At 58.9% G+C, this 20,510-nt stretch carries 20 protein-coding genes and 1 tRNA gene; 15 read left to right on the forward strand and 6 right to left on the reverse strand.

Annotated features, from left to right (window positions below; translation table 11 throughout):
• The first annotated feature begins 3 nt into the window (after window positions 1–3).
• Complete coding sequence (rfbA, locus tag L1C91_RS04490; protein WP_234858230.1) at window positions 4–864, forward strand: glucose-1-phosphate thymidylyltransferase RfbA; 861 nt, start codon at window positions 4–6, stop codon at window positions 862–864.
• A 7-nt stretch (window positions 865–871) separates the two neighbouring features.
• Here the strand turns inward: rfbA and L1C91_RS04495 are convergent, their stop codons facing one another.
• On the reverse strand, window positions 872–1,909 hold the full coding sequence (locus L1C91_RS04495; RefSeq protein ID WP_234858231.1) for a glycosyltransferase family 2 protein: 1,038 nt from the start codon (window positions 1,907–1,909) through the stop codon (window positions 872–874).
• Between the two features lie 73 nt (window positions 1,910–1,982).
• On the opposite strand from L1C91_RS04495, the gene L1C91_RS04500 reads away from it, so the two are divergent.
• The 4 genes from L1C91_RS04500 (at window position 1,983) to L1C91_RS04515 (ending at window position 4,842) form a co-directional block, all read left to right on the forward strand.
• Window positions 1,983–2,675: a glycosyltransferase family 2 protein gene (locus L1C91_RS04500; RefSeq protein WP_020975471.1), complete on the forward strand. Its 693-nt coding sequence runs from the start codon at window positions 1,983–1,985 to the stop codon at window positions 2,673–2,675.
• On the forward strand, window positions 2,672–3,028 hold the full coding sequence (locus L1C91_RS04505) for a DUF2304 domain-containing protein (protein WP_234858232.1): 357 nt from the start codon (window positions 2,672–2,674) through the stop codon (window positions 3,026–3,028). Before L1C91_RS04500 ends, L1C91_RS04505 begins: the two co-directional genes overlap by 4 nt.
• Window positions 3,029–3,097: 69 nt before the next feature.
• Window positions 3,098–3,961: a DsbA family protein gene (locus tag L1C91_RS04510; RefSeq protein WP_234858430.1), complete on the forward strand. Its 864-nt coding sequence runs from the start codon at window positions 3,098–3,100 to the stop codon at window positions 3,959–3,961.
• The gene (locus L1C91_RS04515) at window positions 3,961–4,842 is read left to right on the forward strand and encodes a cytochrome c biogenesis CcdA family protein (protein WP_234858233.1); all 882 of its coding nucleotides are present in this window, start codon (window positions 3,961–3,963) and stop codon (window positions 4,840–4,842) included. Before L1C91_RS04510 ends, L1C91_RS04515 begins: the two co-directional genes overlap by 1 nt.
• Here L1C91_RS04515 and L1C91_RS04520 read toward each other — a convergent pair.
• Entirely contained in the window at window positions 4,839–5,762 is a 924-nt protein-coding gene (locus L1C91_RS04520) for an NAD-dependent epimerase/dehydratase family protein (protein ID WP_234858234.1), read from the reverse strand. The genes L1C91_RS04515 and L1C91_RS04520 overlap by 4 nt on opposite strands.
• Window positions 5,763–5,808: 46 nt before the next feature.
• Window positions 5,809–7,377 (reverse strand): adenylate/guanylate cyclase domain-containing protein, encoded by a 1,569-nt coding sequence (locus L1C91_RS04525; protein ID WP_234858235.1) that lies wholly within the window; start codon window positions 7,375–7,377, stop codon window positions 5,809–5,811.
• A gap of 40 nt (window positions 7,378–7,417) precedes the next feature.
• On the opposite strand from L1C91_RS04525, the gene L1C91_RS04530 reads away from it, so the two are divergent.
• The 3 genes from L1C91_RS04530 (at window position 7,418) to lpdA (ending at window position 10,201) form a co-directional block, all read left to right on the forward strand.
• Complete coding sequence (locus tag L1C91_RS04530) at window positions 7,418–8,602, forward strand: DNA polymerase III subunit delta' (RefSeq protein WP_234858236.1); 1,185 nt, start codon at window positions 7,418–7,420, stop codon at window positions 8,600–8,602.
• A gap of 54 nt (window positions 8,603–8,656) precedes the next feature.
• Window positions 8,657–8,729 (forward strand) — tRNA-Thr (locus tag L1C91_RS04535).
• Between the two features lie 56 nt (window positions 8,730–8,785).
• The gene (gene lpdA / locus L1C91_RS04540) at window positions 8,786–10,201 is read left to right on the forward strand and encodes a dihydrolipoyl dehydrogenase (RefSeq protein WP_234858237.1); all 1,416 of its coding nucleotides are present in this window, start codon (window positions 8,786–8,788) and stop codon (window positions 10,199–10,201) included.
• A 54-nt stretch (window positions 10,202–10,255) separates the two neighbouring features.
• Here the strand turns inward: lpdA and ramB are convergent, their stop codons facing one another.
• On the reverse strand, window positions 10,256–11,665 hold the full coding sequence (gene ramB / locus L1C91_RS04545; protein WP_234858238.1) for an acetate metabolism transcriptional regulator RamB: 1,410 nt from the start codon (window positions 11,663–11,665) through the stop codon (window positions 10,256–10,258).
• Window positions 11,666–12,077: 412 nt separating this feature from the next.
• Here ramB and L1C91_RS04550 point away from each other — a divergent pair, with 412 nt between their 5' ends.
• The 6 genes from L1C91_RS04550 to L1C91_RS04575 all read left to right on the forward strand — a co-directional run bounded on the left by L1C91_RS04550 (window position 12,078) and on the right by L1C91_RS04575 (window position 17,769).
• The gene (locus L1C91_RS04550; protein WP_020975480.1) at window positions 12,078–12,833 is read left to right on the forward strand and encodes a succinate dehydrogenase cytochrome b subunit; all 756 of its coding nucleotides are present in this window, start codon (window positions 12,078–12,080) and stop codon (window positions 12,831–12,833) included.
• A 39-nt stretch (window positions 12,834–12,872) separates the two neighbouring features.
• Complete coding sequence (locus L1C91_RS04555; protein ID WP_234858239.1) at window positions 12,873–14,879, forward strand: fumarate reductase/succinate dehydrogenase flavoprotein subunit; 2,007 nt, start codon at window positions 12,873–12,875, stop codon at window positions 14,877–14,879.
• Window positions 14,879–15,628, forward strand: a complete 750-nt coding sequence (locus L1C91_RS04560; RefSeq protein WP_020975482.1) for a succinate dehydrogenase/fumarate reductase iron-sulfur subunit — start codon at window positions 14,879–14,881, stop codon at window positions 15,626–15,628. The genes L1C91_RS04555 and L1C91_RS04560 overlap by 1 nt, the downstream gene beginning before the upstream one ends.
• An 83-nt stretch (window positions 15,629–15,711) precedes the next feature.
• Window positions 15,712–16,062, forward strand: coding sequence for a hypothetical protein (locus L1C91_RS04565; RefSeq protein WP_234858240.1), 351 nt, complete (start codon window positions 15,712–15,714; stop codon window positions 16,060–16,062).
• 100 nt (window positions 16,063–16,162) lie between these two features.
• Window positions 16,163–17,443: a DUF445 domain-containing protein gene (locus L1C91_RS04570; protein WP_234858241.1), complete on the forward strand. Its 1,281-nt coding sequence runs from the start codon at window positions 16,163–16,165 to the stop codon at window positions 17,441–17,443.
• 20 nt (window positions 17,444–17,463) lie between these two features.
• Window positions 17,464–17,769, forward strand: coding sequence for a DUF2516 family protein (locus L1C91_RS04575; RefSeq protein WP_020975485.1), 306 nt, complete (start codon window positions 17,464–17,466; stop codon window positions 17,767–17,769).
• On the opposite strand, the gene purU is transcribed toward L1C91_RS04575, so the two are convergent.
• Window positions 17,766–18,671 carry a formyltetrahydrofolate deformylase gene (gene purU / locus L1C91_RS04580; protein WP_234858242.1) on the reverse strand — a complete coding sequence of 302 codons (906 nt, stop codon included), beginning with the start codon at window positions 18,669–18,671 and terminating at the stop codon, window positions 17,766–17,768. The genes L1C91_RS04575 and purU overlap by 4 nt on opposite strands.
• Before the next feature lie 73 nt (window positions 18,672–18,744).
• Between purU and deoC the strand changes: the two genes are divergently transcribed.
• Window positions 18,745–19,428, forward strand: coding sequence for a deoxyribose-phosphate aldolase (gene deoC, locus L1C91_RS04585; protein WP_234858243.1), 684 nt, complete (start codon window positions 18,745–18,747; stop codon window positions 19,426–19,428).
• Window positions 19,429–19,457: 29 nt separating this feature from the next.
• Here the strand turns inward: deoC and L1C91_RS04590 are convergent, their stop codons facing one another.
• A complete protein-coding gene (locus L1C91_RS04590; RefSeq protein ID WP_234858244.1) occupies window positions 19,458–20,210 on the reverse strand; it encodes an LmeA family phospholipid-binding protein in 753 nt (250 codons plus the stop codon).
• Between the last annotated feature and the right edge of the window lie 300 nt (window positions 20,211–20,510).

The raw sequence follows: 20,510 nt of genomic DNA on the forward strand, positions 1-20,510 counted from the left end.
CTTATGAAGGGCATTATCCTCGCCGGCGGATCCGGCACCCGGCTGTATCCGATCACCAGGGGCATCTCTAAACAACTGATGCCGATCTACGACAAGCCCATGGTCTACTACCCCCTGACCACCCTCATCCAGGCGGGCATACGTGAGATCCTCATCATCACCACACCAGAAGACCGCCCCCAATTCGAACGCCTCCTGGGCGACGGCCACGAATGGGGCCTGAGCCTCAGCTACGCCGAACAACCCAGCCCCGACGGACTCGCCCAAGCATTCATTATCGGCGAAGAATTCATCGGGGATGACTCCGTCGCACTAGTCCTCGGCGACAACATCTTCGACGGCCATCAACTGAGCCACAGCCTGGCGGGCCTCGGTGAACCCCAAGGCGGCACAGTGTTCGCCTACGAAGTATCCGACCCGGAGCGCTATGGTGTCGTTGAATTCGACGACACCATGACAGCCGTATCCATTGAAGAAAAGCCCGCACAGCCCAAGTCCAACTATGCGGTGGTCGGCCTGTACTTCTATGACAACAGTGTTGTCGACATCGCCAAGAACATCACCCCTTCCGCACGCGGCGAACTGGAAATCACCAGCGTCAACGAAGAGTACCTCAAGCGTGGGGCGTTGAAAGTCCACCGGCTGAGCCGCGGTGACGTGTGGCTAGACACCGGCACCATCGATTCGATGAGCGAAGCCAGCGCCTACGTAGAAGTTCTGCAAAAACGCACCGGGACCATCATCGGAAGCCCGGAAGTCGCCGCATTTCGCGCTGGGCTTATTGACGCCGCGCAACTTCAGCGATGTGCAGAGGCACTGATGAAATCAGGCTACGGCGCCTACCTCAAACGCGTGCTCCACTAGAACGTGGTTAGCGTGTGACAGTCTTTAAAACTGTGCGGGCTAGACGGTAGTAGCCGGCATAGCCCACCGCGGCCAGCCGAGACTTCGAGATCGGCCCCAGGAAGGGATTGTCCACGCTGTAGTCCATCCGCTCGAGGAACTCCACTGGGGAGATACTGTGCTCCACGCGTCGGCGGAAGGCCATGATCTCCGGCAAAGCCTTGATAAGTAACCGCGTCGACTTCACCTTCAACCCCAGACGCCCCTGCTTCGCGGCGATCAGCCACAAAGCCAAACCAACCCCCACCAACTGGGGTGCGAGCACCGCGATCACAGATGCCGGCCACGTGCCCATGATGAAAGCCAAGCGGTTGCGTTCAATATACAGCCACTTATAGTCGCCTTTTTCGTAGTCGTATTCGTGGTGCACCCGGGCGCCATGCAGCAACCCGATCCGGCCCCCGGCCAACAACAAACGCGCTGAAAAATCGGTGTCCTCGTGGTACATGAAATACAGCGTTTCCATCCCATTCAGGCGCTCCCACCATAAACGGCGCACCGCCAAACAAGCCCCGGACGCAATAGAGATATCGCTAAAACCATCACGAAGCTCGCAGGCGGAACCGTAGCCATTAACCCAGCTTAAACCGGAAATATGAAGCGCATTGCCGGCGGAATTCACTGTCTCATCCGGCAGAACCAGGTAAGGCATCCACGCATCAAGCTCAGGTGCACCCTGACGCACCACATCCAGCAGATGCTCATCCTCGACATAAGTGTCGGGATTGAGGAAGAACAACACATCGACATCCCCCGCAGCCTCCGCCCCCACATTGCAGCCGGCAGCAAAACCACCATTATCGTGCTCGATAATATCTAAAGAGCCAGCATGCGACAGCCCCCGCAGACGCGCACCCACCGCGGCGTCAAAACCCCAGGGTTTTTTATTGTCCACAATGACAACACGATCCCCCTCACGCAGCTGAGGCGCAAAAGACTCCACCAGTCGGGGAATCAACCCCTCATGCCCATAAGAAACAATCACAATGCCCAGGCGATTATCCATTTAACCAAGCATAGTGACATCCGCGCGCAATCCCACCACGCAGGGCCTCAAGCGGCTAGAGTAAACAACCATCATGGACAATAGCGATACCTGGCTAATCATCCCCTGTTACAACGAGGGATCAGTCATCAAAGACGTCATCGAAGGCGCGCGAGAAACATTCCCCAACATCGTGGCAGTCAACGACGGATCGGCAGACAACTCCGCCGAACAAATTCACGCTGCCGGAGCGCACCTAGTCAACCACCCCGTCAACCTGGGGCAAGGCGCGGCGCTACAAACCGGTGTTGAATACGCGCGCGCCCAAGCCGGTGCCCGCTACTTCGTCACCTTCGACGCCGACGGCCAGCACCAAGTCAAAGACGTCGTCGCCATGCTCGAACGCCTGCGAAGCGAAGACGTGGACATCATCGTCGGCACCCGCTTCGCCGGCCCCAAAAAAGACGACGACCAGGTGCCTCTGATTAAACGCATCGTCCTCAAAACAGTCGTGCTGCTGTCCCCTCGAACCCGCAGGCTTGGACTCACCGACGCCCACAATGGCTTGAGGGCTTTCAACAAAAAAGTCGCGGACGAGCTCAACATCCGCATGAACGGAATGAGCCACGCCAGTGAATTCGTCGCACAAATGGATGAGAAAGGCTGGAAGGTCAGCGAACAGCCGGTAGACATCCTCTACACCGAGTACTCCATGAGCAAAGGCCAATCGCTGATCAACGGCGTCAACATCCTGTCCGACGGACTGCTAGCGAGGAAACTTCCGTGAGCCAACAACTGATCATCCAACTCATCCTGCTCATCGCGACCGCAGGACTAGTGGCCTACTTCCTAGGCAACCGGCGCAAAGCGCGCGCAAAGGCCGGCGTGAAGCTCGGATTCCTCGTCTTCATCTTCGCCTGTGTGTGGGCCATGCTGCGCCCCGAAGACCTCACCAAAGTTGCGAACTTCGTAGGCGTCGGCCGCGGAACAGACCTGCTGCTCTATGGGCTCGTTGTTGCCTTCATGTTTACTACCCTGAGCTCTTATATTCGCTTCCGTGAGCAAGAGCTACGCTACGCGCGCTTGGCCCGCGCAGTAGCCCTCCAAAATGCGATAAAGCCTGAGGATCCGCTAAGCTAGGCCCTTGCACACGACCTCGTAGGGAGCATTTTGAAAAACGTAACAAAAACAACCTGGGCTTTTTTGGCGATGCTCATTATCATCGCAGGCCTGGGAGGATATGTCTTGGGGGAACACGGAAACAATACCGCACACAACGAAGCAGCTGGGGGAGCTGCGACCACTGGTGAAGGCAATGCAGCAAACGGTGGCGACACGGCCGCCCTCGCCGCGCTGGTGGCACCGGGCAAAGGCGACCGCACTGAAAAGGCCATTAAGGCTAACGATGACGGCACCTACGACGCGATGATCTTCGGCCCCGGTGGCCCGCTGGAGAAGCAGGAGGACATTCTCAACATTCACCGCCGTAACCCTGCGGACCCCTTCGCTATCGGTGCTATCGACGCTCCCGTCGTGATCAGCGAATACTCCGACTTTGAGTGCCCCTTCTGCTCTCGCTACGCCAACCAGACTGAGCCCACCATCCTCAAGGATTACGTGGACAAGGGCCTGGTCCGTATCGAGTGGAACGACATGGCTATCAACGGCCCCAACGCCGTAGCTGCAGCGAAGGCCGGTCGTGCAGCCGCCGAGCAAGGCAAGTTCCAAGAATTCAAGCACGCCCTGTACAGCGCATCCAAGGACATCAACGGCCACCCCGGATTCGATATCGACGACTTTGTTCGCTTCGCCGAGGAAGCCGGCGTTAAGGACATGGACAAGTTCCGCGAAGACGCCACTAGCGACAAGTTCGACCAGGTTGTCTCTGAGGCTCGCGCTTACGCAAGCAGCCTTGGTGTCACCGGAACCCCGGGATTCCTCGTAGGCGACCAGTTCATCGCCGGTGCACAGCCGACCGAAAACTTCGTCGACGTTATCAACAACCAGCTTGCCCGAGTACAGCAGGGAATCAACTCGGTTCCAGAAGAGGCAAAGAAGGCAGCTAAGAACTAATGACTATCGGAATCGCAGGCGCCTTCCTCGGTGGCGTCTTGGCTTTGCTGAGTCCCTGCTCGGCGCTGTTATTGCCCGCCTTTTTTGCCTACGCATTCGGCTCTAAACGTCAGCTGGTAGCCCGCACCTTTGTCTTCTTTATCGGCCTGGCTACAGTGATGATCCCCCTGGGTGCGGCGGCAGGCTCCTTCGGGTCTATGCTCGCCCAACACAGAGGCACTCTGATCATGGTCGGTGGTGTACTGATGATCCTCATCGGTATCTACACCTTCCTTGGCTTTGGTTTCAACATTCCCGGCTTGTCCAAACTGTCCGGCAGTGTCAACGCCAGCGGCTGGCTGGGCCAATTCCTCCTAGGTGCCGTCTACGGATTCGCAGGTTTCTGTGCAGGCCCACTGCTGGGTGCCGTGTTGACCACAGCGATGGTGAGCGCCAGCAGCATCTATGGCGCAGTCGTCTTGGGTGCTTATGCACTCGGAATGACGGTGCCGCTGTTCATTCTCGCCCTGCTCTGGGAACAATTCGACCTCGGAAACAAGCAATGGCTGCGCGGCAAAACCTGGATGCTGGGCCCCATCAAGCTCAACACCTTCTCGATGGCGGCGGGCATCCTGTTCATCCTCATCGGACTACTGTTCCTCACCACCTACGGAACGTCCGACCTGCCTGGCTTGATCGCCACAGACACCCAGTTCCAGATTCAGGAAAAAGTGGCTGAGCTGAGCTCCCACATCACCAACGCACAAGTGCTGCTGTGGATCGCCATCGTTGTGGCTGTCATCCTATTCGCGAAGGTTCGTGAAGAAGACAAGCGTGCGGCGCTTGAGCAGGACGAACAAGCGGACGAGGAAGCCGAAGAAGAGGCCATCCCAGCCCCCTAGTTGTTGCGGAAGTAGTCCACCGTGCGGGCAACACCATCAGCGATGCTCACCTCAGGTTTCCACCCGAGAACCTGGTGGGCACGCTCATAGGATAAGCACGAACGGGGAACATCCCCAAGGCGCGCGGGGGCATATTCCGGATCATCCGCAGCCCCCGCGGCGTCAGCAACCAAGGTGTGCAACTGGCGGTCGGATGTCTCCACTCCAGTGCCAATGTTGAAACGCATGCCGCCACCGATCTCGCCGCTGGCCAGGTAGAACGCCCGAACTACATCGCCGACGAACACATAGTCGCGCGTGTTTCCGCCATCGCCAAACACACGAGTCGGCTCGCCAGCCAGCAAACGCTGAGAGAAAATCGCCACCACACCGGCCTCCCCATGAGGATCCTGGCGAGGGCCGTAGACGTTCGCAGGTGCGATATGCGAGCATTCCAGACCATAGAGGTGACGGAAAGTATTCAGATAGGTTTCGCCACTGACCTTCGAAGCTGCGTAGGGGGAGTGCGGGTCGACGGGAAACTCCTCGGTGACGGGGAAAGTGTCCGGCTCACCGTAAATGGAACCGCCGGAAGAAGTGAACACGATTTTGCGCACATTATGACGCCGCGCTGCTTCCGCAAGACGGATGGTCGCCAGGATGTTTGTCTCGGCGTCATGAATAGGATCCGCCACGGACTCCCGCACATCAATCTGCGCAGCAAGGTGGAAAATCACCTCGGGCTGAATCTGCCCAATTAGTGCATCGAGGTCAGCGCTCAAGATATCGGCTTCGAAAAAATCGACATTTGCGTGGGCAAGATTCTCACGCTTGCCCCGCGACAAATTGTCGATAACAGCGACCTGGTGGCCCTCAGATAGCAGAAGGTCAACAAGGTTGGAACCAATAAAACCGGCGCCACCGGTCACGAGAGTTTTCATAAACCCCTAGGCTAGCAGCCACTAGGCCAAGCCAGTGGGATCTGCGCTAGGACCTGTCGGCGAGTGTGGGGCGCACAGGGCGCGCCAGCCGCGTCATCTCTTTACGACCACGCAATTCCACGGATTTCAGCACTGTCCAACGCGCCTGCTCAGCCTCATTAGCATCGCGCAGCGTCGTGGCGGAGGTCAGCACCCGTCCGGGGGTGTCTTTAGCCAGCTCGGTCAGGCGGGCAGCCTGGTTAACCGCATCCCCAATCACCGTGTATTCAAAACGATCATGTCCGCCGATGTGGCCAGCGACCACTCGGCCTGAGGCAACCCCGATGCCGCAGGCGAGCTCCATATCTTTCAGCTCAGCCTTTAATTCCCGCGCTGCGGCCAAAGCGTGGCCCGTGGCGTCTGTAATCGGAAGGGGAGCGCCGAACACAGCTAACGCGGCGTCACCCTGGAACTTATTGATGATGCCCTTGTGGCGGTGCACCACGTCCACAACGTGCTCGAAAAACTCGTTGAGCGCCAAGACGACCTCTTCAGGCGTGTGGTTGACCGCAAAGGTGGTAGAGCCAATGACGTCCACAAACAAGACAGCCACCTTGCGATCTTCACCGCCCAGTGTGGGGCGCTCTTCCAGTGCTCGGCGCGCGACCTCGTCGCCAACATAGCGGCCGAAAAGATCCCGGACACGTTGGCGTTCGCGTAAACCACGCATCATTTCGTTGAACCCAGCCTGCAGCACGCCAAGTTCGGAACCATCGTAGATATCCACCAGGGTGTTGACCTCGCCGCGCCGCACGCGGTTAATGGCGTCCTGGAGTTCCTGGATGGGGTCGACGATGCTGAGCAGCACCAGCCAGGTGCCGGTGAAACCGGTAATCAGAGCGAGCAGCGACAGGGCGATGATCGCGGGAATAATGCGTTCCGCACTGTCGCCATTGGCCGCATGCCCGGTGAAATGCCCGGGGGTGGCGCTGAAATATCCAAAATGGTGGCCGATGACCAGCAAAATGATGCCCACCACCGGTATACCGGTGGACACCGCCCACGTTGCCAGCACTCGCTGGCGGATCGGGGGCTCCAAGGTTGAGTCCTCGAAGCGTCGCGCCAGGGCGGCGGCAGCGATCGGTCGCACAAGACGTGCAGCCTCGAGGTAGGTCATCATGACGATCAGCGCGCCACCCAGGGTTGTGGTCAGGACCGTGATGAGCGCCAGGCGCGGGTCAAGAAGCCACGAAGCCACGCCCACGATCGCGATGCCAACGACCCACACGATCCCACACAAGGCGGCCTGGTAGACGGGGATGCGCATCACCAAGTTTCTGACCATGTTGGGGTCATGGTCGTCGGGGTTGCGCTGCCAGCGAAGAACAGGAAGGAACAGCCAACCTGTGACAACGATGCCGGCAAAAACCGCAAAAATCAGGTAGCCGACACCGATCATCGTGAGGCGCTCGCGTGCGACGGAGCTGAACTCGTCGACCGCGGGCAGCGGCATCAGGAACTTCAAAAATGCAATCAGGGCGAGTGCGCCAAGGACGTTTGATGCCAGAACGGAAGCAGCATACGCCGGCCATGATGTTGACCATAGCCATTTCACACTCTGCAGGATGCGACGCATGGCTTCCACTCTAGCCGCAGCGAGTCGTTAGTCTAAAGGGGTGACTGACGTCTTCGATTCTTTAGCTCCCGGCACCGTAGCCCACACGATGCTTTATGACGCCGCGTGCGCTGCCCGGCGCCACGAAGACGGCCCAGCGTTGACGCATTCTTGGCTGTTCACGGGGCCTCCTGGGGCGGGGCGTTCGACTGCGGCGTTGGCGTTCGCGGCGTCATTGGTTTGCACAAATGATGACGTCGTGGGGTGTGGGCGCTGCGATGCGTGCCGCGCTGCATTGGGGGGAAGCCACCCGGATGTGACTCATGTTGTGCCGCAGGAGCTCACCCTGCGGGTTTCTGAAGTGCGTGATCTGATTAAGGTGGCATCCACTTTGCCGACGGAGGCGCCGTGGCGGGTGCTGATCATTGAAGATGCGGATCGTTTGCGCAACGAGGGTGCGAATGCGTTTTTGAAGACTGTGGAGGAGTCCCCGACCCGAACGATTATTGTTCTGTGCGCGCCATCGACGGAGGACATGGTGGTGACTTTGCGTTCGCGGTGCCGCCACGTGTACATCCCGACCCCTTCGGTGGAATCTGTGGCGCGGGTGTTGATGGGGCAGGGGGTGGCGCAGGAGCCGGCGATGCTCGCGGCGTCAGCAACTAATCAGCACATTGGGCGGGCTCGTCATCTTGCGACGACTAAGCAGGCGCAGGTGTTGCGGGCGCAGGTGCTTAATGTTGCTGAGCTTGTGTATCACGGTGACGTCGCGTTCCGCACTGTTGGCGGTTTGTTTGACGCTATTGAAGCTGAGGTTGCGGCGAGCTTGGAGTCCAAGGAGGCTGAGGAGAAGGCGAAGCTTGAGCAGGCTTTGGGGATGGGGGGTAAAGGTAAAGGTGCTGCGAAGGCTGCCCGCGGGACCAAGGGCACGGTGGACGAGTTGGAGAAGAAGCAGAAACTACGCCGGACTCGTGGTGCCCGCGATGGTTTGGATCTTGCGTTGGGGGATCTGGCGGGCCTGTACCGTGATGCTTTGGTGCACAAGGGGGATGCGGGGGTGGGTTTGACGCACCCGGATTTTGAGGGTTTGTCCAAGGAATTGGCGCAGAAGAACTCGGAGGAGGCGCTGTTGGCCTGCATTGATGCGTTGGCGCAGTGTCGGGCTGATGTTGCCGCTAACGTGCGCCCGGCGGTGGCGTTGGATGCGCTGGTGGGGCGTTTGCGGCTGGCCTGTGGCGTGCGCTAGAGTATCGACTCGGTGATGGAGACGGCGTACCTCGTTCGTGCGCCTGACACACTGGCCGCCTTAGCTCAGTCGGTAGAGCATCTCACTCGTAATGAGAAGGTCGCGAGTTCGATTCTCGCAGGCGGCTCTCTTTTTTGCCTGGGGTGTTGGGTGATGGGTGGGGGAGCACGTATCATGAGGGGTGTGTCTGATCATTATGATGTTGTAGTCCTCGGTGCGGGCCCTGGTGGCTACGTATCCGCCATCCGCGCAGCTCAGCTTGGCTTGAAGGTGGCTGTTGTCGAGAAGCAGTACTGGGGTGGGGTGTGCCTCAACGTTGGCTGTATCCCGTCAAAGGCGCTGCTGAAGAACGCCGAGCTTGCCCACACCTTTAACCACGAGGCTGATTTGTTCGGCATTTCCGGTGAGGTTTCCTTCGACTTTGGCAAGGCGCACGCGCGTTCCCGCAAGGTATCTGCGGGCATCGTCAAGGGTGTGCACTACTTGATGAAGAAGAACAAGATCACCGAAATTGACGGCTGGGGCTTTTTCACTGGTCCGAAGGAAATGGAGATCCGCGACGGTAAAGACGCCGGTTCCACCATCACTTTCGACAATTGCATTATCGCGACCGGTTCCGTTGTGCGCTCTCTGCCTGGTGTGGAGCTCGGTGGCAATGTGGTCTCTTACGAGGAGCAGATCCTCAACAGCGATTTGCCCGAGTCCATGGTTATCGTTGGTGCAGGCGCCATCGGTATGGAATTCGCCTACGTGCTTGCCAACTATGGCGTGGACGTCTCCATCGTTGAGTTCATGGACCGCGTTCTGCCGAACGAAGACGCTGATGTTTCCAAGGAGATCGCCAAGGCATACAAGAAGCTTGGCGTGAAGCTCTACACCGGCCACAAGACCACCGCGGTTCGCGATAATGGCGACGGTGTCGAGGTTGATATCGAGTCCAAGGATGGCTCGAAGCAGGAAACCCTCAAGGCTGATCGCGTGATGATTTCCATCGGCTTCGCCCCCCGTGTCGAGGGCTTCGGTTTGGAAAACACTGGTGTTAAGCTCACCGAGCGGGGCGCTATCGACGTTGATGATCATATGCGCACCAATGTTGATGGCATTTACGCAATTGGTGACGTGACCGCCAAGCTGCAGCTGGCTCACGTCGCTGAGGCCCAGGGTGTGGTTGCTGCAGAGACCATCGCAGACGCCGAGACCATGGAGCTTGGCGATTACATGATGATGCCGCGCGCTACCTTCTGCAATCCCCAGGTTGCTTCCTTCGGCTACACCGAGGAGAAAGCCCGCGAGAAGGCAGAAGCTGAGGGGCGCGAGATCAAGGTTGCTACGTTCCCGTTCTCTGCTAACGGTAAGGCTCAGGGCTTGGGCGAATCCGTCGGTTTCGTGAAGCTGATTGTGGACGCCGAGTTCGGCGAGCTGATCGGTGGTCACATGGTGGGCTCCAACGTGTCGGAGCTGTTGCCGGAGCTCACCCTGGCTCAGCGATTCGACCTGACTGCTGAGGAAATTGGCCGTAATGTGCACACCCACCCGACCCTGTCCGAGGCTATGAAGGAAGCAGCCGAGGGCACCATGGGTCACATGATCAACCTGTAAAAAGGCGGGTTGCGGGGCGCCTGCTACCAGGCGCCCTCATTTTTGCGTGACGGTCTAGTATGGTGCGACGGTCGATTCGTGGGCGTTGACGTTGATTGGTCGGTGCACCGGGGGGAATGCGCGTTGGGCGCAGTGTTCGCGGGTGCATACCCTGCAGCCTGCGCCGATGGGGGTTGCGGAACGCGAGTCTATGTCGAGTCCGTCGGCGTAGACGGTTCGTTGCGCATGGCGAGCTTCGCATCCAAGTCCGATGGCGAAGAGTTTGCCGGTGTCTTTAAATCGCGTCCGGTGGTGGCGTACGGTCCGGGCGATCCACAGGTAATTTCGCCCATCGGGCATCTGTGCGACTTGGCGCATGATGGTTCCGGGGTTGGTGAATGTTTCGTAGACGTTCCATAGGGGGCAGGTGCCGCCTGCGTGGGTGAAGTGGAATCCGCTTGCCGATTGGCGCTTGCTCATGTTTCCTGCGCGGTCGACGCGGACGAATGTGAAGGGGATGCCGCGTAGGTTGGGTCGTTGCAGTGTGGATAGTCGGTGGCAGATTGGTTCGTATCCCACTCCGTATTCCTGGCACAGAAATTCGATGTCGTATCGGGATGTTTCGCAGGAGTGGTGGAATATTTCGTAGGGGAGTATGACGCTGGCGGCGAAGTAGCTGGCTACGCCTTTGAGGGCGAGTGTTTGGCTATCTTCGCTGCTCAAGTGCCCATTGTCTACGGCTTCTTGGAATAGTGTGCTGGCCTCGAGGTGACCGAGTTCCCCCGCGAGTCTAAAGGCGCGCTGTCCTGGGGTGAGATGCGCGGAGATAGTAAGTTCCCGTGTTTGCGCATCGTAGTGGTGGAGGCTGTCGCCGACGCTGGTGTCGTGTTTAATGATGACGCCGTGGGCATCTTTGAGGCGCGCAGAGATGGCGTCTTCAGTTGCGCGGATATTGAGCGGGGTGATGCCTAGCTGCCTGGAGAGATCTTCCGCAGCGAGATCGATGTCGCCTAGGTAGTTCTGGCGGGCGTAGAAGAAGTCTCGGACTTCTTCGTGAGGCATTGCGAGTGCTCGGGGTTCGTTGGGGTCCTGGTGTCGGTTGTCTGTTGCCGCAGAAAGCTTGTCGCGTACGTTGCGGTAGCGGCGGTGCATGTCGACCATAGCGCGAGCGACGTTGGGGTGGTCGTGGACGAGCTCGGATAGTTCTTGGAGCTCAATGTTGCTAGTGCAGATTTCTTTGTCTAGTACGACGTCTTGGACCTCTGCTAGGAGCCTGGAGTCGTCGTCGCGGGAAAAGAAGGTGGCGTCTACGCCGAATGCTTCGGTGATTTTCAGCAGGACGGGGACGGTCAGTGGGCGGGTGTCGTGCTCGATCTGGTTGACGTAGCTTGCGGATAGGCCGAGTGTGGCTGCGAGTGTGGCTTGACTGAGGTCGCGTTCGCGACGAAGTTGTCGGAGGCGGGAGCCTACGTAAGTTTTGCCCATGCCGCCACTATACGAGACCCAGATCACTGTTGTGAAGAGTTGCAAATTTTTCTGTGATGCTGTGTGCAGTTTGGCGAGTGATGGCACTCAACTTTCATTAAGAGACCGCGCATGTGCAACTTTTGATTGACTGTAATCGGGGTGAAAAAAAAGTTTAGTCGCTTTTTCCCAAAAAAGGCCGCTGGCGAGTATAACCACTTGATGTTTGTGCGCACCCAACCCGGGCTGTGCTGGCATTATGCGAGCGGGGAAGGGGCGAAAGTATGTCATAATCCCGAGCCTTCCAGGTCAGGCTATCCTAAAAGGAAACCTGCAGGTCAGCGGCTCGAATGTGAAGTGTGTCACCTAGGTTAATCCTGGGTGGATCAACCTAAACTTAAGGCTTTACAGTAAGAGAGACACTGGAGGTGCCATGACTATTACATTTAACGACCGTGACGCAATCGTCCACGGAAAAATCACTGAAAAGCCGCTGCGTGAGCGGCCGTCCTACCCGACGTGGGCAATGAAGTTGACCATGGCCATCACTGGCCTGATTTTCGGTGGCTTCGTGCTCGTCCACATGATCGGTAACTTGAAGATCTTCCTCCCCGAGCACGACGGCAAGCCCGCCATCGATGTCTACGGTGAGTTCCTCCGCACTGTCGGAGAACCGCTCTTCCCCCGTGAGGGCATCCTGTGGATCTTCCGCATCGTCCTGCTGGTTGCACTGGTTCTGCACGTCTACTGCGCTTTCGCGCTCGTGGGCCGCGCACACCAGTCCCGCGGCAAGTTCCGCCGCACCAACCTGATGGGCGGACACCAGTCCTTCGCAGCACGCACCATGATCGTCACCGGTCTTGTTCTGCTGCTGTTCATCCTGTTCCACATCGCCGACCTCACCCTGGGTGTTGCACCGGCAGCTTCGGACAGCTTCCACCACGGCGACGTCTACGCCAACCTGGTTGCCAGCTTCAGCCGTTGGCCCGTTGCCATCTTCTACATCCTCGCGATGCTGTTCCTGTTTATGCACCTGTCGCACGGCATCTGGACCGCAGTAAGCGACCTCGGTATCACCGGCAAGCGCACCCGCGCAGTGATGCTGTTCATCTCTTACCTAGTTCCGGCCCTGGTAATGGTGGGTAACATCTCGATCCCGCTGGCCATCGCCACCGGCTTGATCAGCTAATCGGGCTTACGCCTTACATAGCCATTAAAGGAAGACGATATGAGCACTCACTCTGAAACTATCGCTAAGCCCGACTTCACAGCTCCCGCCTCCGTGGTGGAAGGTGTGACCATCGGTAAGGTCCTCAGCGACCACGCGCCTGCTGGCGTCCCCATGAAGGATGCTTGGCAGTACCACAAAGACCACATGGAGCTGGTCTCCCCGCTGAACCGTCGTAAGTTCCGCATCATCGTTATCGGTACCGGCCTGTCCGGTGCTGGTGCCGCCGCAGCCCTCGGCGAACTCGGATACGACGTTAAGGCTTTCACCTACCACGACGCCCCGCGCCGTGCGCACTCGATCGCCGCACAGGGTGGCGTTAACTCCGCCCGCGGCAAGAAGGTTGACAACGACGGTGCATACCGCCACGTCAAGGACACCGTCAAGGGTGGCGACTACCGCTGTCGTGAGACCGACTGCTGGCGTCTTGCCTACGAGTCCGTCCGCGTCATCGACCACATGAACGCTATCGGTGCCCCCTTCGCCCGCGAGTACGGCGGAACCCTCGCCACCCGTTCCTTCGGTGGTGTGCAGGTCTCCCGCACCTACTACACCCGTGGCCAAACGGGTCAGCAGCTCCAGCTGTCCGCAGCTGCAGCACTCCAGCGCCAGATCCACCTCGGCTCCGTGGAGATCTTCACCCACAACGAGATGGTCGACCTGATCGTCACCGAAGAAAACGGTGAGAAGCGCTGCCAGGGTGCCGTCATGCGCAACCTGATCACCGGTGAGCTCACCGCTCACACCGCACACGCAGTCATCCTGTGCACCGGTGGATACGGCAACGTCTACTACATGTCCACGCTGGCCAAGAACTCCAATGCTTCGGCCATCATGCGTGCATACGACCGCGGCGCCTACATGGCATCCCCGTCGTTCATTCAGTTCCACCCGACCGGCCTGCCGGTCAACTCCGCGTGGCAGTCCAAGACCATCCTTATGTCGGAGTCCCTGCGTAACGACGGTCGTATCTGGTCGCCGAAGGAGCCGAAGGACGATCGCGATCCCAACACCATTCCGGAAGAGGAGCGCGACTACTTCCTCGAGCGCCGTTACCCTGCATTCGGTAACCTGGTGCCCCGCGACGTCGCATCCCGTGCAATCTCCCAGCAGATCAACGCTGGTCTCGGTGTGGGCCCGATGCACAACTCGGCATACCTGGACTTCCGCGACGCCATCGAACGCCTCGGCAAGGACACCATTAAAGAGCGCTACTCCAACCTCTTCCAGATGTACGAAGAGACCATCGGTGAAGACCCCTACACCACTCCGATGCGTATCGCTCCTACCTGCCACTTCACCATGGGTGGTCTGTGGACCGACTTCAACGAGATGACCTCCATCCCGGGCCTGTTCTGTGCAGGCGAAGCATCCTGGACCTACCACGGCGCGAACCGCCTGGGTGCAAACTCTCTGCTGTCCGCATCCGTCGACGGCTGGTTCACCCTTCCGTTCACCGTCCCCAACTACCTCGGCCCCTTGCTGGGCACCGAGCGTCTCGCTGAGGACGCCCCCGAAGCACTGGCAGCAATCGAGCGCGCACAGGCACGCATCGACAAGCTGATGAGCATCAACGGTAACCACGGTCCGGAGTACTTCCACCGCCAGCTCGGTGACATCCTGTACTTCTCCTGTGGTGTGGCACGTAACGTCACCGATCTCGCCTCCGGCATCGAAAAGATCCGCCAGCTGCGCAAGGACTTCTGGTCCGACCTGCGCATCACCGGCACCCCGGACGAGATGAACCAGGTCCTCGAATACGCTAACCGCGTTGCCGACTACATCGACTTGGGCGAGCTCATGTGCGTCGACGCTCTCGACCGCGACGAGTCCTGTGGTGCACACTTCCGTGACGACCACCTCTCCGACGACGGCGAGGCAGAGCGTGACGACGAAAACTGGTGCTTCGTATCCGCATGGGAGCCCGCTGGCGAGAACAAGTTCATCCGCCACGCAGAGCCCCTGTACTTCGATTCGATCCCGCTGATGACAAGGAACTACAAGTAATGAAACTCCATCTTGAAATTTGGCGTCAGGCCGGACCGAACACCGAGGGCGGCTTCGAATCCATCGACGTCGACGACGCTGTCGAGCAGATGTCGATCCTGGAGCTGCTTGACCACGTCAACGAAGGCCTCATTGAGTCCGGCAAAGAGCCGTTCGCATTCGCCTCTGACTGCCGCGAAGGCATCTGTGGTACCTGTGGCCTCAACGTAAACGGTCGCCCCCACGGTCCCGAGAAGAACAAGCCTGCCTGCCAGCAGCGCCTGTTCAACTTCAACGACGGCGACACCATCCAGCTCGAGCCACTGCGCTCCGCAGCGTACCCGGTGATTAAGGACATGATCGTCGACCGCTCCGCACTGGACCGCGTCATGCAGCAGGGCGGTTACGTCTCCGTCAACGCCGGTACCGCACCGGATGCTGACACCCTGCACATGAACCACCAGACCGCTGAGCTTGCACTCGACCACGCAGCCTGCATCGGCTGTGGTGCTTGTGTCGCCGCCTGCCCGAACGGTGCTGCGCACCTGTTCACCGGCGCGAAGCTCGTCCACCTCTCCCTCATGCCCCTGGGCAAGGAAGAGCGCGGCAAGCGTGCCCGCAAGATGGTCGACCAGGTCGAGACCAGCTTCGGCCCCTGCTCCCTGTTTGGTGAGTGCGCCGATGTCTGCCCCGCCGGCATCCCGCTGACCGCCGTCGCAGCAATCAACAAGGAACGCGCTCGCTCCGCCCTGCGCGGCAAGGACAACTGATTGTGATCTACCCCCATCTGCAGCGTGCATGATGGGGGCCTAGGTTATGATCGATGCTAGGCAACTTGAAAGAAAGGCAGACCATGTCTGAAACCATCGAGGTGCAGCAGTACCGCGAAGAGGCTTTCCCCTTCTTTGAAGGTGAACCCACCTACGTTGACGGTTACTTGCCGTCGAGCTTCGACTCGCAGCACTCCTCCCTTCAGCGTTCCTCTACCTGGTGCGGCATGGGGCTTGTCCTGACCGCACTTGCCGGCCTCGGCACCCTCATTTTTGGGTTCGCCACCCTAGACTCCGGCACCCAGGAGCACGCAACCACCTTCATCTGGATCGGCGCTATTTTGACGCTGGTCTGTGTGGTCGGCGGCTTCAGTCTAATCCACTACGGGCGCCGGTACTACCGCGCTTACGTAGCAGCGACTGGGCGTAAATAGCACCCAGTAGCACCTCCGCACGAAGGGGAGGAAGCACCCGCAACGGGGCTTCCTCCCCTTCGTGTGTCTAGGAATCAGCGACACAAGGATAATCGTTTACATGGACACAACACTCGACGTGCCCGGCCCCTCGCCAGAGGTCGAAGCCCAGCGTCGCGCACAGCTGCGCCGCTATAAAGCCATCGCTACGGGCCTGCTGCTGTTCGCCACCGCCATATACTTTTACTGCCGATGGCTCGAGCAATCTGATCCCGCACCCTGGGTCGGATTCGTCCGAGCTGCAGCCGAGGCTGGCATGATCGGCGGTCTCGCCGACTGGTTTGCCGTCACAGCCCTGTTCCGTCGCCCGTTGGGTCTGCCCATCCCGCACACCGCGATTGTTAAAAATAAAAAAGACCAGATTGGCGAATCGCTGTCCGGATTTGTGGGTGAAAACTTCCTTAACGCTGAACTTGTCACCCAAAAAATCCGCTCCGCTGACCTCCCAGCCAAGGCTGGTTCCTGGCTATCCAACGAGGACAACGCCCAAAAAGTCAGCAGCGAAATAGGCAGCCTGACCGCCAACATCTTGCGAGCCATCGACCCGCAGGATGCCGAAGCCGTCATCAAACACAGCCTCATCGAGCCCCTCGCCGCACCAGAGTGGGGTCCTCCCGCCGGCCGCATGCTCGAGCAGCTCATCGACAGTGGTCGCGCCGAACCCATCATCGATGAGGTGTTCGCCTGGGCGCACCGCAAAGCCCTCGGGGCCGAAGAATTCATCACCCTCATCCTGGACGAACGCCGCCCGACGTGGGCACCAAAAATCCTCAACGAGGTCGTCGGCCAAAAAGTCCACAGCGAACTCGTGAAGTTCACCCACGCCATCTCTACCGACCCCAACCACGAGGCCCGCCGCGCAGCCCGAACCTTCCTCAATAACTTCGCCGCCGACCTCCAAAACGACCCCGCCATGATTGAGCGAGTCGAAAAACTCAAAGAGGACATCCTATCTGCCCCCCAAATAGAGGCCATCCCCGCCCAACTGTGGGCGCGAACCTCAACCACGCTCGCCGACGCCGCGGAAGACCCGACATCATTAATCCGGACAAAAATTGCTGACGCCGCGCACAATTGGGGCACACGACTGGTCACGGACCCAGTGCTCCAGCAACGCGTCGATGAGAGAATCACCCGGGCGGCGGCGTTCCTCGCCGACAACTACGCCGATGACATCTCCAGCATCATTTCTGAAACCATCGAACGCTGGGATGCCGACGAGGCTAGCGAGAAAATCGAATTGATGGTCGGCAAAGACCTTCAGTACATCAGGCTCAACGGTACTGTGGTGGGTGCGCTTGCCGGCCTGCTCATCTATTCTGTTTCACACGTGATCTTTTAAAGAAAAGGACAAACCACCCCATGCTCACTCTGCCCGCGATGACCCTGCCCAGCATGCTGATGTTTATCCTCGTCACGGTGCCATACACGGTGGCGTTTTGGGGTGCGGCAATTGCCGGAATCGCAGGCGCATTCACAGCAGCAACCACCCGCGACGATGCGTTCCCCGCAGCCGACCGTCAACCCAAATGGATCTGGGTCGGCCTATTGAGCGTTGCGTCTATCCTGTGCTGGGCGGGTTCGACGTTCCTCGCCGTGGTGGGGGCCGTCATCATCTGTATTTACTGGTGCGATGTGCGCCCCCAGATTCGCTTGCTGATTGGCTAGTCGAAAATAACGGTGCGGTTGCCGTACACCTGCACCCTGTCCTCCAGGTGGAATCGCAAACCACGTGCGAGGACATTTTTTTCTGCATCGCGCCCAATGCGCTGCATGTCCTCGGGGGTTTCTTTGTGGGTGATGCGGATGACGTCCTGTTCGATGATGGGGCCGTCATCCAAGTCCTGGGTGGCGTAGTGGCAGGTGGCACCGATCAGTTTGACGCCGCGCTTGTATGCCTGGTGGTAGGGGCGGGCGCCCATGAAGGATGGCAGGAAACTGTGGTGGATGTTGATCGCGCGGCCTGACCACATTTCGCACAGGTCCGGGGGCAGGATCTGCATGAAGCGGGCGAGCACGATGGCGTCTGGTTCATAAGAATTAACCAGCTGTGCGACCTCGTCAAAGGCTTTACGCTTGCCGACTGCGTCCTTGGGGAAAGGCACGTAGAAGAATGGCACGCCGTGGTTTTCGGCGACTTCGCGCAGGTCCTCGTGGTTACCGATGACTGCTTTGATGTCCATGGGGTAGTCGTTTTGTGCCACACGGCCCAGCAGATCGTGCAGGCAGTGGCCTTCTTTGGAAACCAGGAGGACTGCAGATTTGCGGCGGGCAGTGTCCCATATCCGCCAGCGGGTGCCTTCGCCGAGCTCTGCTGCAAGTTCGGCGAATTGCTCACGCAGCTCTTCCACAGAGGCGTCGAGGGATTCTGCGCGGACTGCTTGGCGGGTGAAAAACCAGCCGGAGTCCGGGTCGGTGAAGTAGCCGGCCTCTGTGATCCATCCGCCGTGGCTGGCGATGAAAGCGGAGAGCTTCGCGACGATACCAGTGGTGTCGGGGCATCCGAGGGTGAAAACGATATGCCTGTCGGTGGTGGCTGTCGGTGCAGGTGCGGGGCTGGCTGTACTCATTGTTCACAGTCTAGTGTCCGGGTAATTCTGGCTCTACTTATGGGTGGTGCGCGGGCCTCGGTAGGGTAGTGGAATGACTATTGACCGTGCGCAGTTGGCCGCCATGATGGACTACACCTTGCTCAAGCCGGAGGCCACGGCCCAGGATGTCCAGGCACTGATTGATGACGCCGTGAAGCTCGGCGTAGGCGCTGTGTGCGTCAGCCCCAACATGCTGTTTGCTTGCACGTCGGCTGCTGATCAGGGTGTGCGGGTTGCTACCGTGGTCGGGTTTCCCTCGGGCAAGCATGATGCCCTGATCAAGGCCGCGGAGGCGCGGTTGGCGGTGCAGTTTGGCGCCGTCGAAGTAGACATGGTTATTGACGTCGCGCGGGCCATCGCGTGCGATCAAAATGCCATCATTGCGGAGGTTGCTGCGGTTCGGGAGGCTGTGCCGCAGCCAGTGGTGCTGAAAGTTATTTTGGAAACCGCCTTGCTGGATGAGGAGCAGATCGCGGTGGCAGTGGAGGCTTGCGTGTTGGCAGGTGCGGACTATGTGAAGACCTCTACTGGTTTCCATCCTGCAGGCGGAGCCAGCGTGGAGGCCGTACGAGCAATGAAACGCGCAATCGGCAATCGTCGGGTAGGTATTAAAGCCTCCGGTGGTATTCGCACCTACGAGGATGCTGAGGCCATGGTCGCTGCGGGCGCTACCCGCCTGGGGGTTAGCGCCGCTCGTGCGATCCTCGATGGGGCTCCTAGTCCTAGCGCTGGGTAGAGCGGACTGCCCTCGTCTCGGCGGTTTTGCTAGCCCAACTCTGCAAGATTAACGTTGGTACCGCTTAATGCGACCTGCAGGCCCCCGTCAGTCACGTCAAAGCTGTCGACCTTCAGGCCCTGGGAAAAGGAGTCTGCGGAGTTATTTAGTCCTTCAGTGATCGCTGCAGTCGCCTCTGCAGGCAAATCTACTCCAAAAAGCTGAGCATTCGTCGCCTCAAAGGCCACGTGCCCGCCCTCGAGCACTGGCTTGAGGTGCAATTCGGCTGCACCATCGGTGAACTGCACCGCCAGGGTTCCCTCTGCAGGTTCAGAGGTAATGCTTGTGATCTTCACCAGTTGGCTGAACAATGCCCCGGCAAGATCTTCCAAAGATGTCGCATTCTTTGGCTGCGGCATCTGTTCCTTCATAGCCAATTGTGCCTGTGCGAGAATAAAATCATCGGGCAGGACCGTCGTCATGTGCAGCGTGGTGGCAATCGGGGCATCCTCGTTTTCAAGATTGAGCCCATCAATGGTGATATGTGCTTCGGGGTCGCCGACGACTTGCGGATTGTCGCCCGTAACCACTTCGAGCGTGCTGGGATTGTCAATTTCTACATGGTGAATGTTCTTTTGCAGCGCCCCTAGCAATACGGGGTAGGCGCCGAAAGAGATAGTCGCTTGCGGGTTGTCCTTCTTTAGCTCGTTTGTGATGTTCGAGCGTGTTGCGAACTCGCCACCGGCAAACAGCACGACGACCAGGACGAGGAGGGCTGCGAACACAGCGGTAACTTTTTTCATGCGTTCCACCCTAGCCTCAAAACAGCCCCGATCGCGGCGGCAAACGCAGATGAAGATCGCCCCGTACCTTCAGTTTTATAAAATAGTTCACAATAATGCGCATTCTATGGTCTGGGGCATCATTGTTCGCTAGGCTGCTTTTCAATCAAAACCAATCAGCAGTCTAGGAGGATCCAGCGACCGTCCCACGGACTATGCGTTGTACCCTCGCGGGGTTCACGGCGGTTGGGGACGCTGTCCAAGACCCCACCACGGGCCTGGAATCCCAACAGTTTGAGCATCATAGGGTTATTGCCTCAG

Origin of the sequence: Corynebacterium argentoratense (genome assembly GCF_021491455.1) — a bacterium.
Lineage (GTDB): Bacteria > Actinomycetota > Actinomycetes > Mycobacteriales > Mycobacteriaceae > Corynebacterium > Corynebacterium argentoratense_A.

Bases quoted from the DNA above. Each gene is read 5' to 3' on its own strand.
- rfbA (WP_234858230.1), top strand. From the start codon at position 4: ATGAAGGGCATTATCCTCGCCGGCGGATCCGGCACCCGGCTGTATCCG.
- L1C91_RS04495 (WP_234858231.1), bottom strand. From the start codon at position 1,909: ATGGATAATCGCCTGGGCATTGTGATTGTTTCTTATGGGCATGAGGGG.
- L1C91_RS04500 (WP_020975471.1), top strand. From the start codon at position 1,983: ATGGACAATAGCGATACCTGGCTAATCATCCCCTGTTACAACGAGGGA.
- L1C91_RS04510 (WP_234858430.1), top strand. From the start codon at position 3,098: ATGCTCATTATCATCGCAGGCCTGGGAGGATATGTCTTGGGGGAACAC.
- L1C91_RS04515 (WP_234858233.1), top strand. From the start codon at position 3,961: ATGACTATCGGAATCGCAGGCGCCTTCCTCGGTGGCGTCTTGGCTTTG.
- L1C91_RS04520 (WP_234858234.1), bottom strand. From the start codon at position 5,762: ATGAAAACTCTCGTGACCGGTGGCGCCGGTTTTATTGGTTCCAACCTT.
- L1C91_RS04525 (WP_234858235.1), bottom strand. From the start codon at position 7,377: ATGCGTCGCATCCTGCAGAGTGTGAAATGGCTATGGTCAACATCATGG.
- ramB (WP_234858238.1), bottom strand. From the start codon at position 11,665: ATGGGCAAAACTTACGTAGGCTCCCGCCTCCGACAACTTCGTCGCGAA.
- L1C91_RS04550 (WP_020975480.1), top strand. From the start codon at position 12,078: ATGACTATTACATTTAACGACCGTGACGCAATCGTCCACGGAAAAATC.
- L1C91_RS04555 (WP_234858239.1), top strand. From the start codon at position 12,873: ATGAGCACTCACTCTGAAACTATCGCTAAGCCCGACTTCACAGCTCCC.
- L1C91_RS04560 (WP_020975482.1), top strand. From the start codon at position 14,879: ATGAAACTCCATCTTGAAATTTGGCGTCAGGCCGGACCGAACACCGAG.
- L1C91_RS04565 (WP_234858240.1), top strand. From the start codon at position 15,712: ATGTCTGAAACCATCGAGGTGCAGCAGTACCGCGAAGAGGCTTTCCCC.
- L1C91_RS04570 (WP_234858241.1), top strand. From the start codon at position 16,163: ATGGACACAACACTCGACGTGCCCGGCCCCTCGCCAGAGGTCGAAGCC.
- L1C91_RS04575 (WP_020975485.1), top strand. From the start codon at position 17,464: ATGCTCACTCTGCCCGCGATGACCCTGCCCAGCATGCTGATGTTTATC.
- purU (WP_234858242.1), bottom strand. From the start codon at position 18,671: ATGAGTACAGCCAGCCCCGCACCTGCACCGACAGCCACCACCGACAGG.
- deoC (WP_234858243.1), top strand. From the start codon at position 18,745: ATGACTATTGACCGTGCGCAGTTGGCCGCCATGATGGACTACACCTTG.
- L1C91_RS04590 (WP_234858244.1), bottom strand. From the start codon at position 20,210: ATGAAAAAAGTTACCGCTGTGTTCGCAGCCCTCCTCGTCCTGGTCGTC.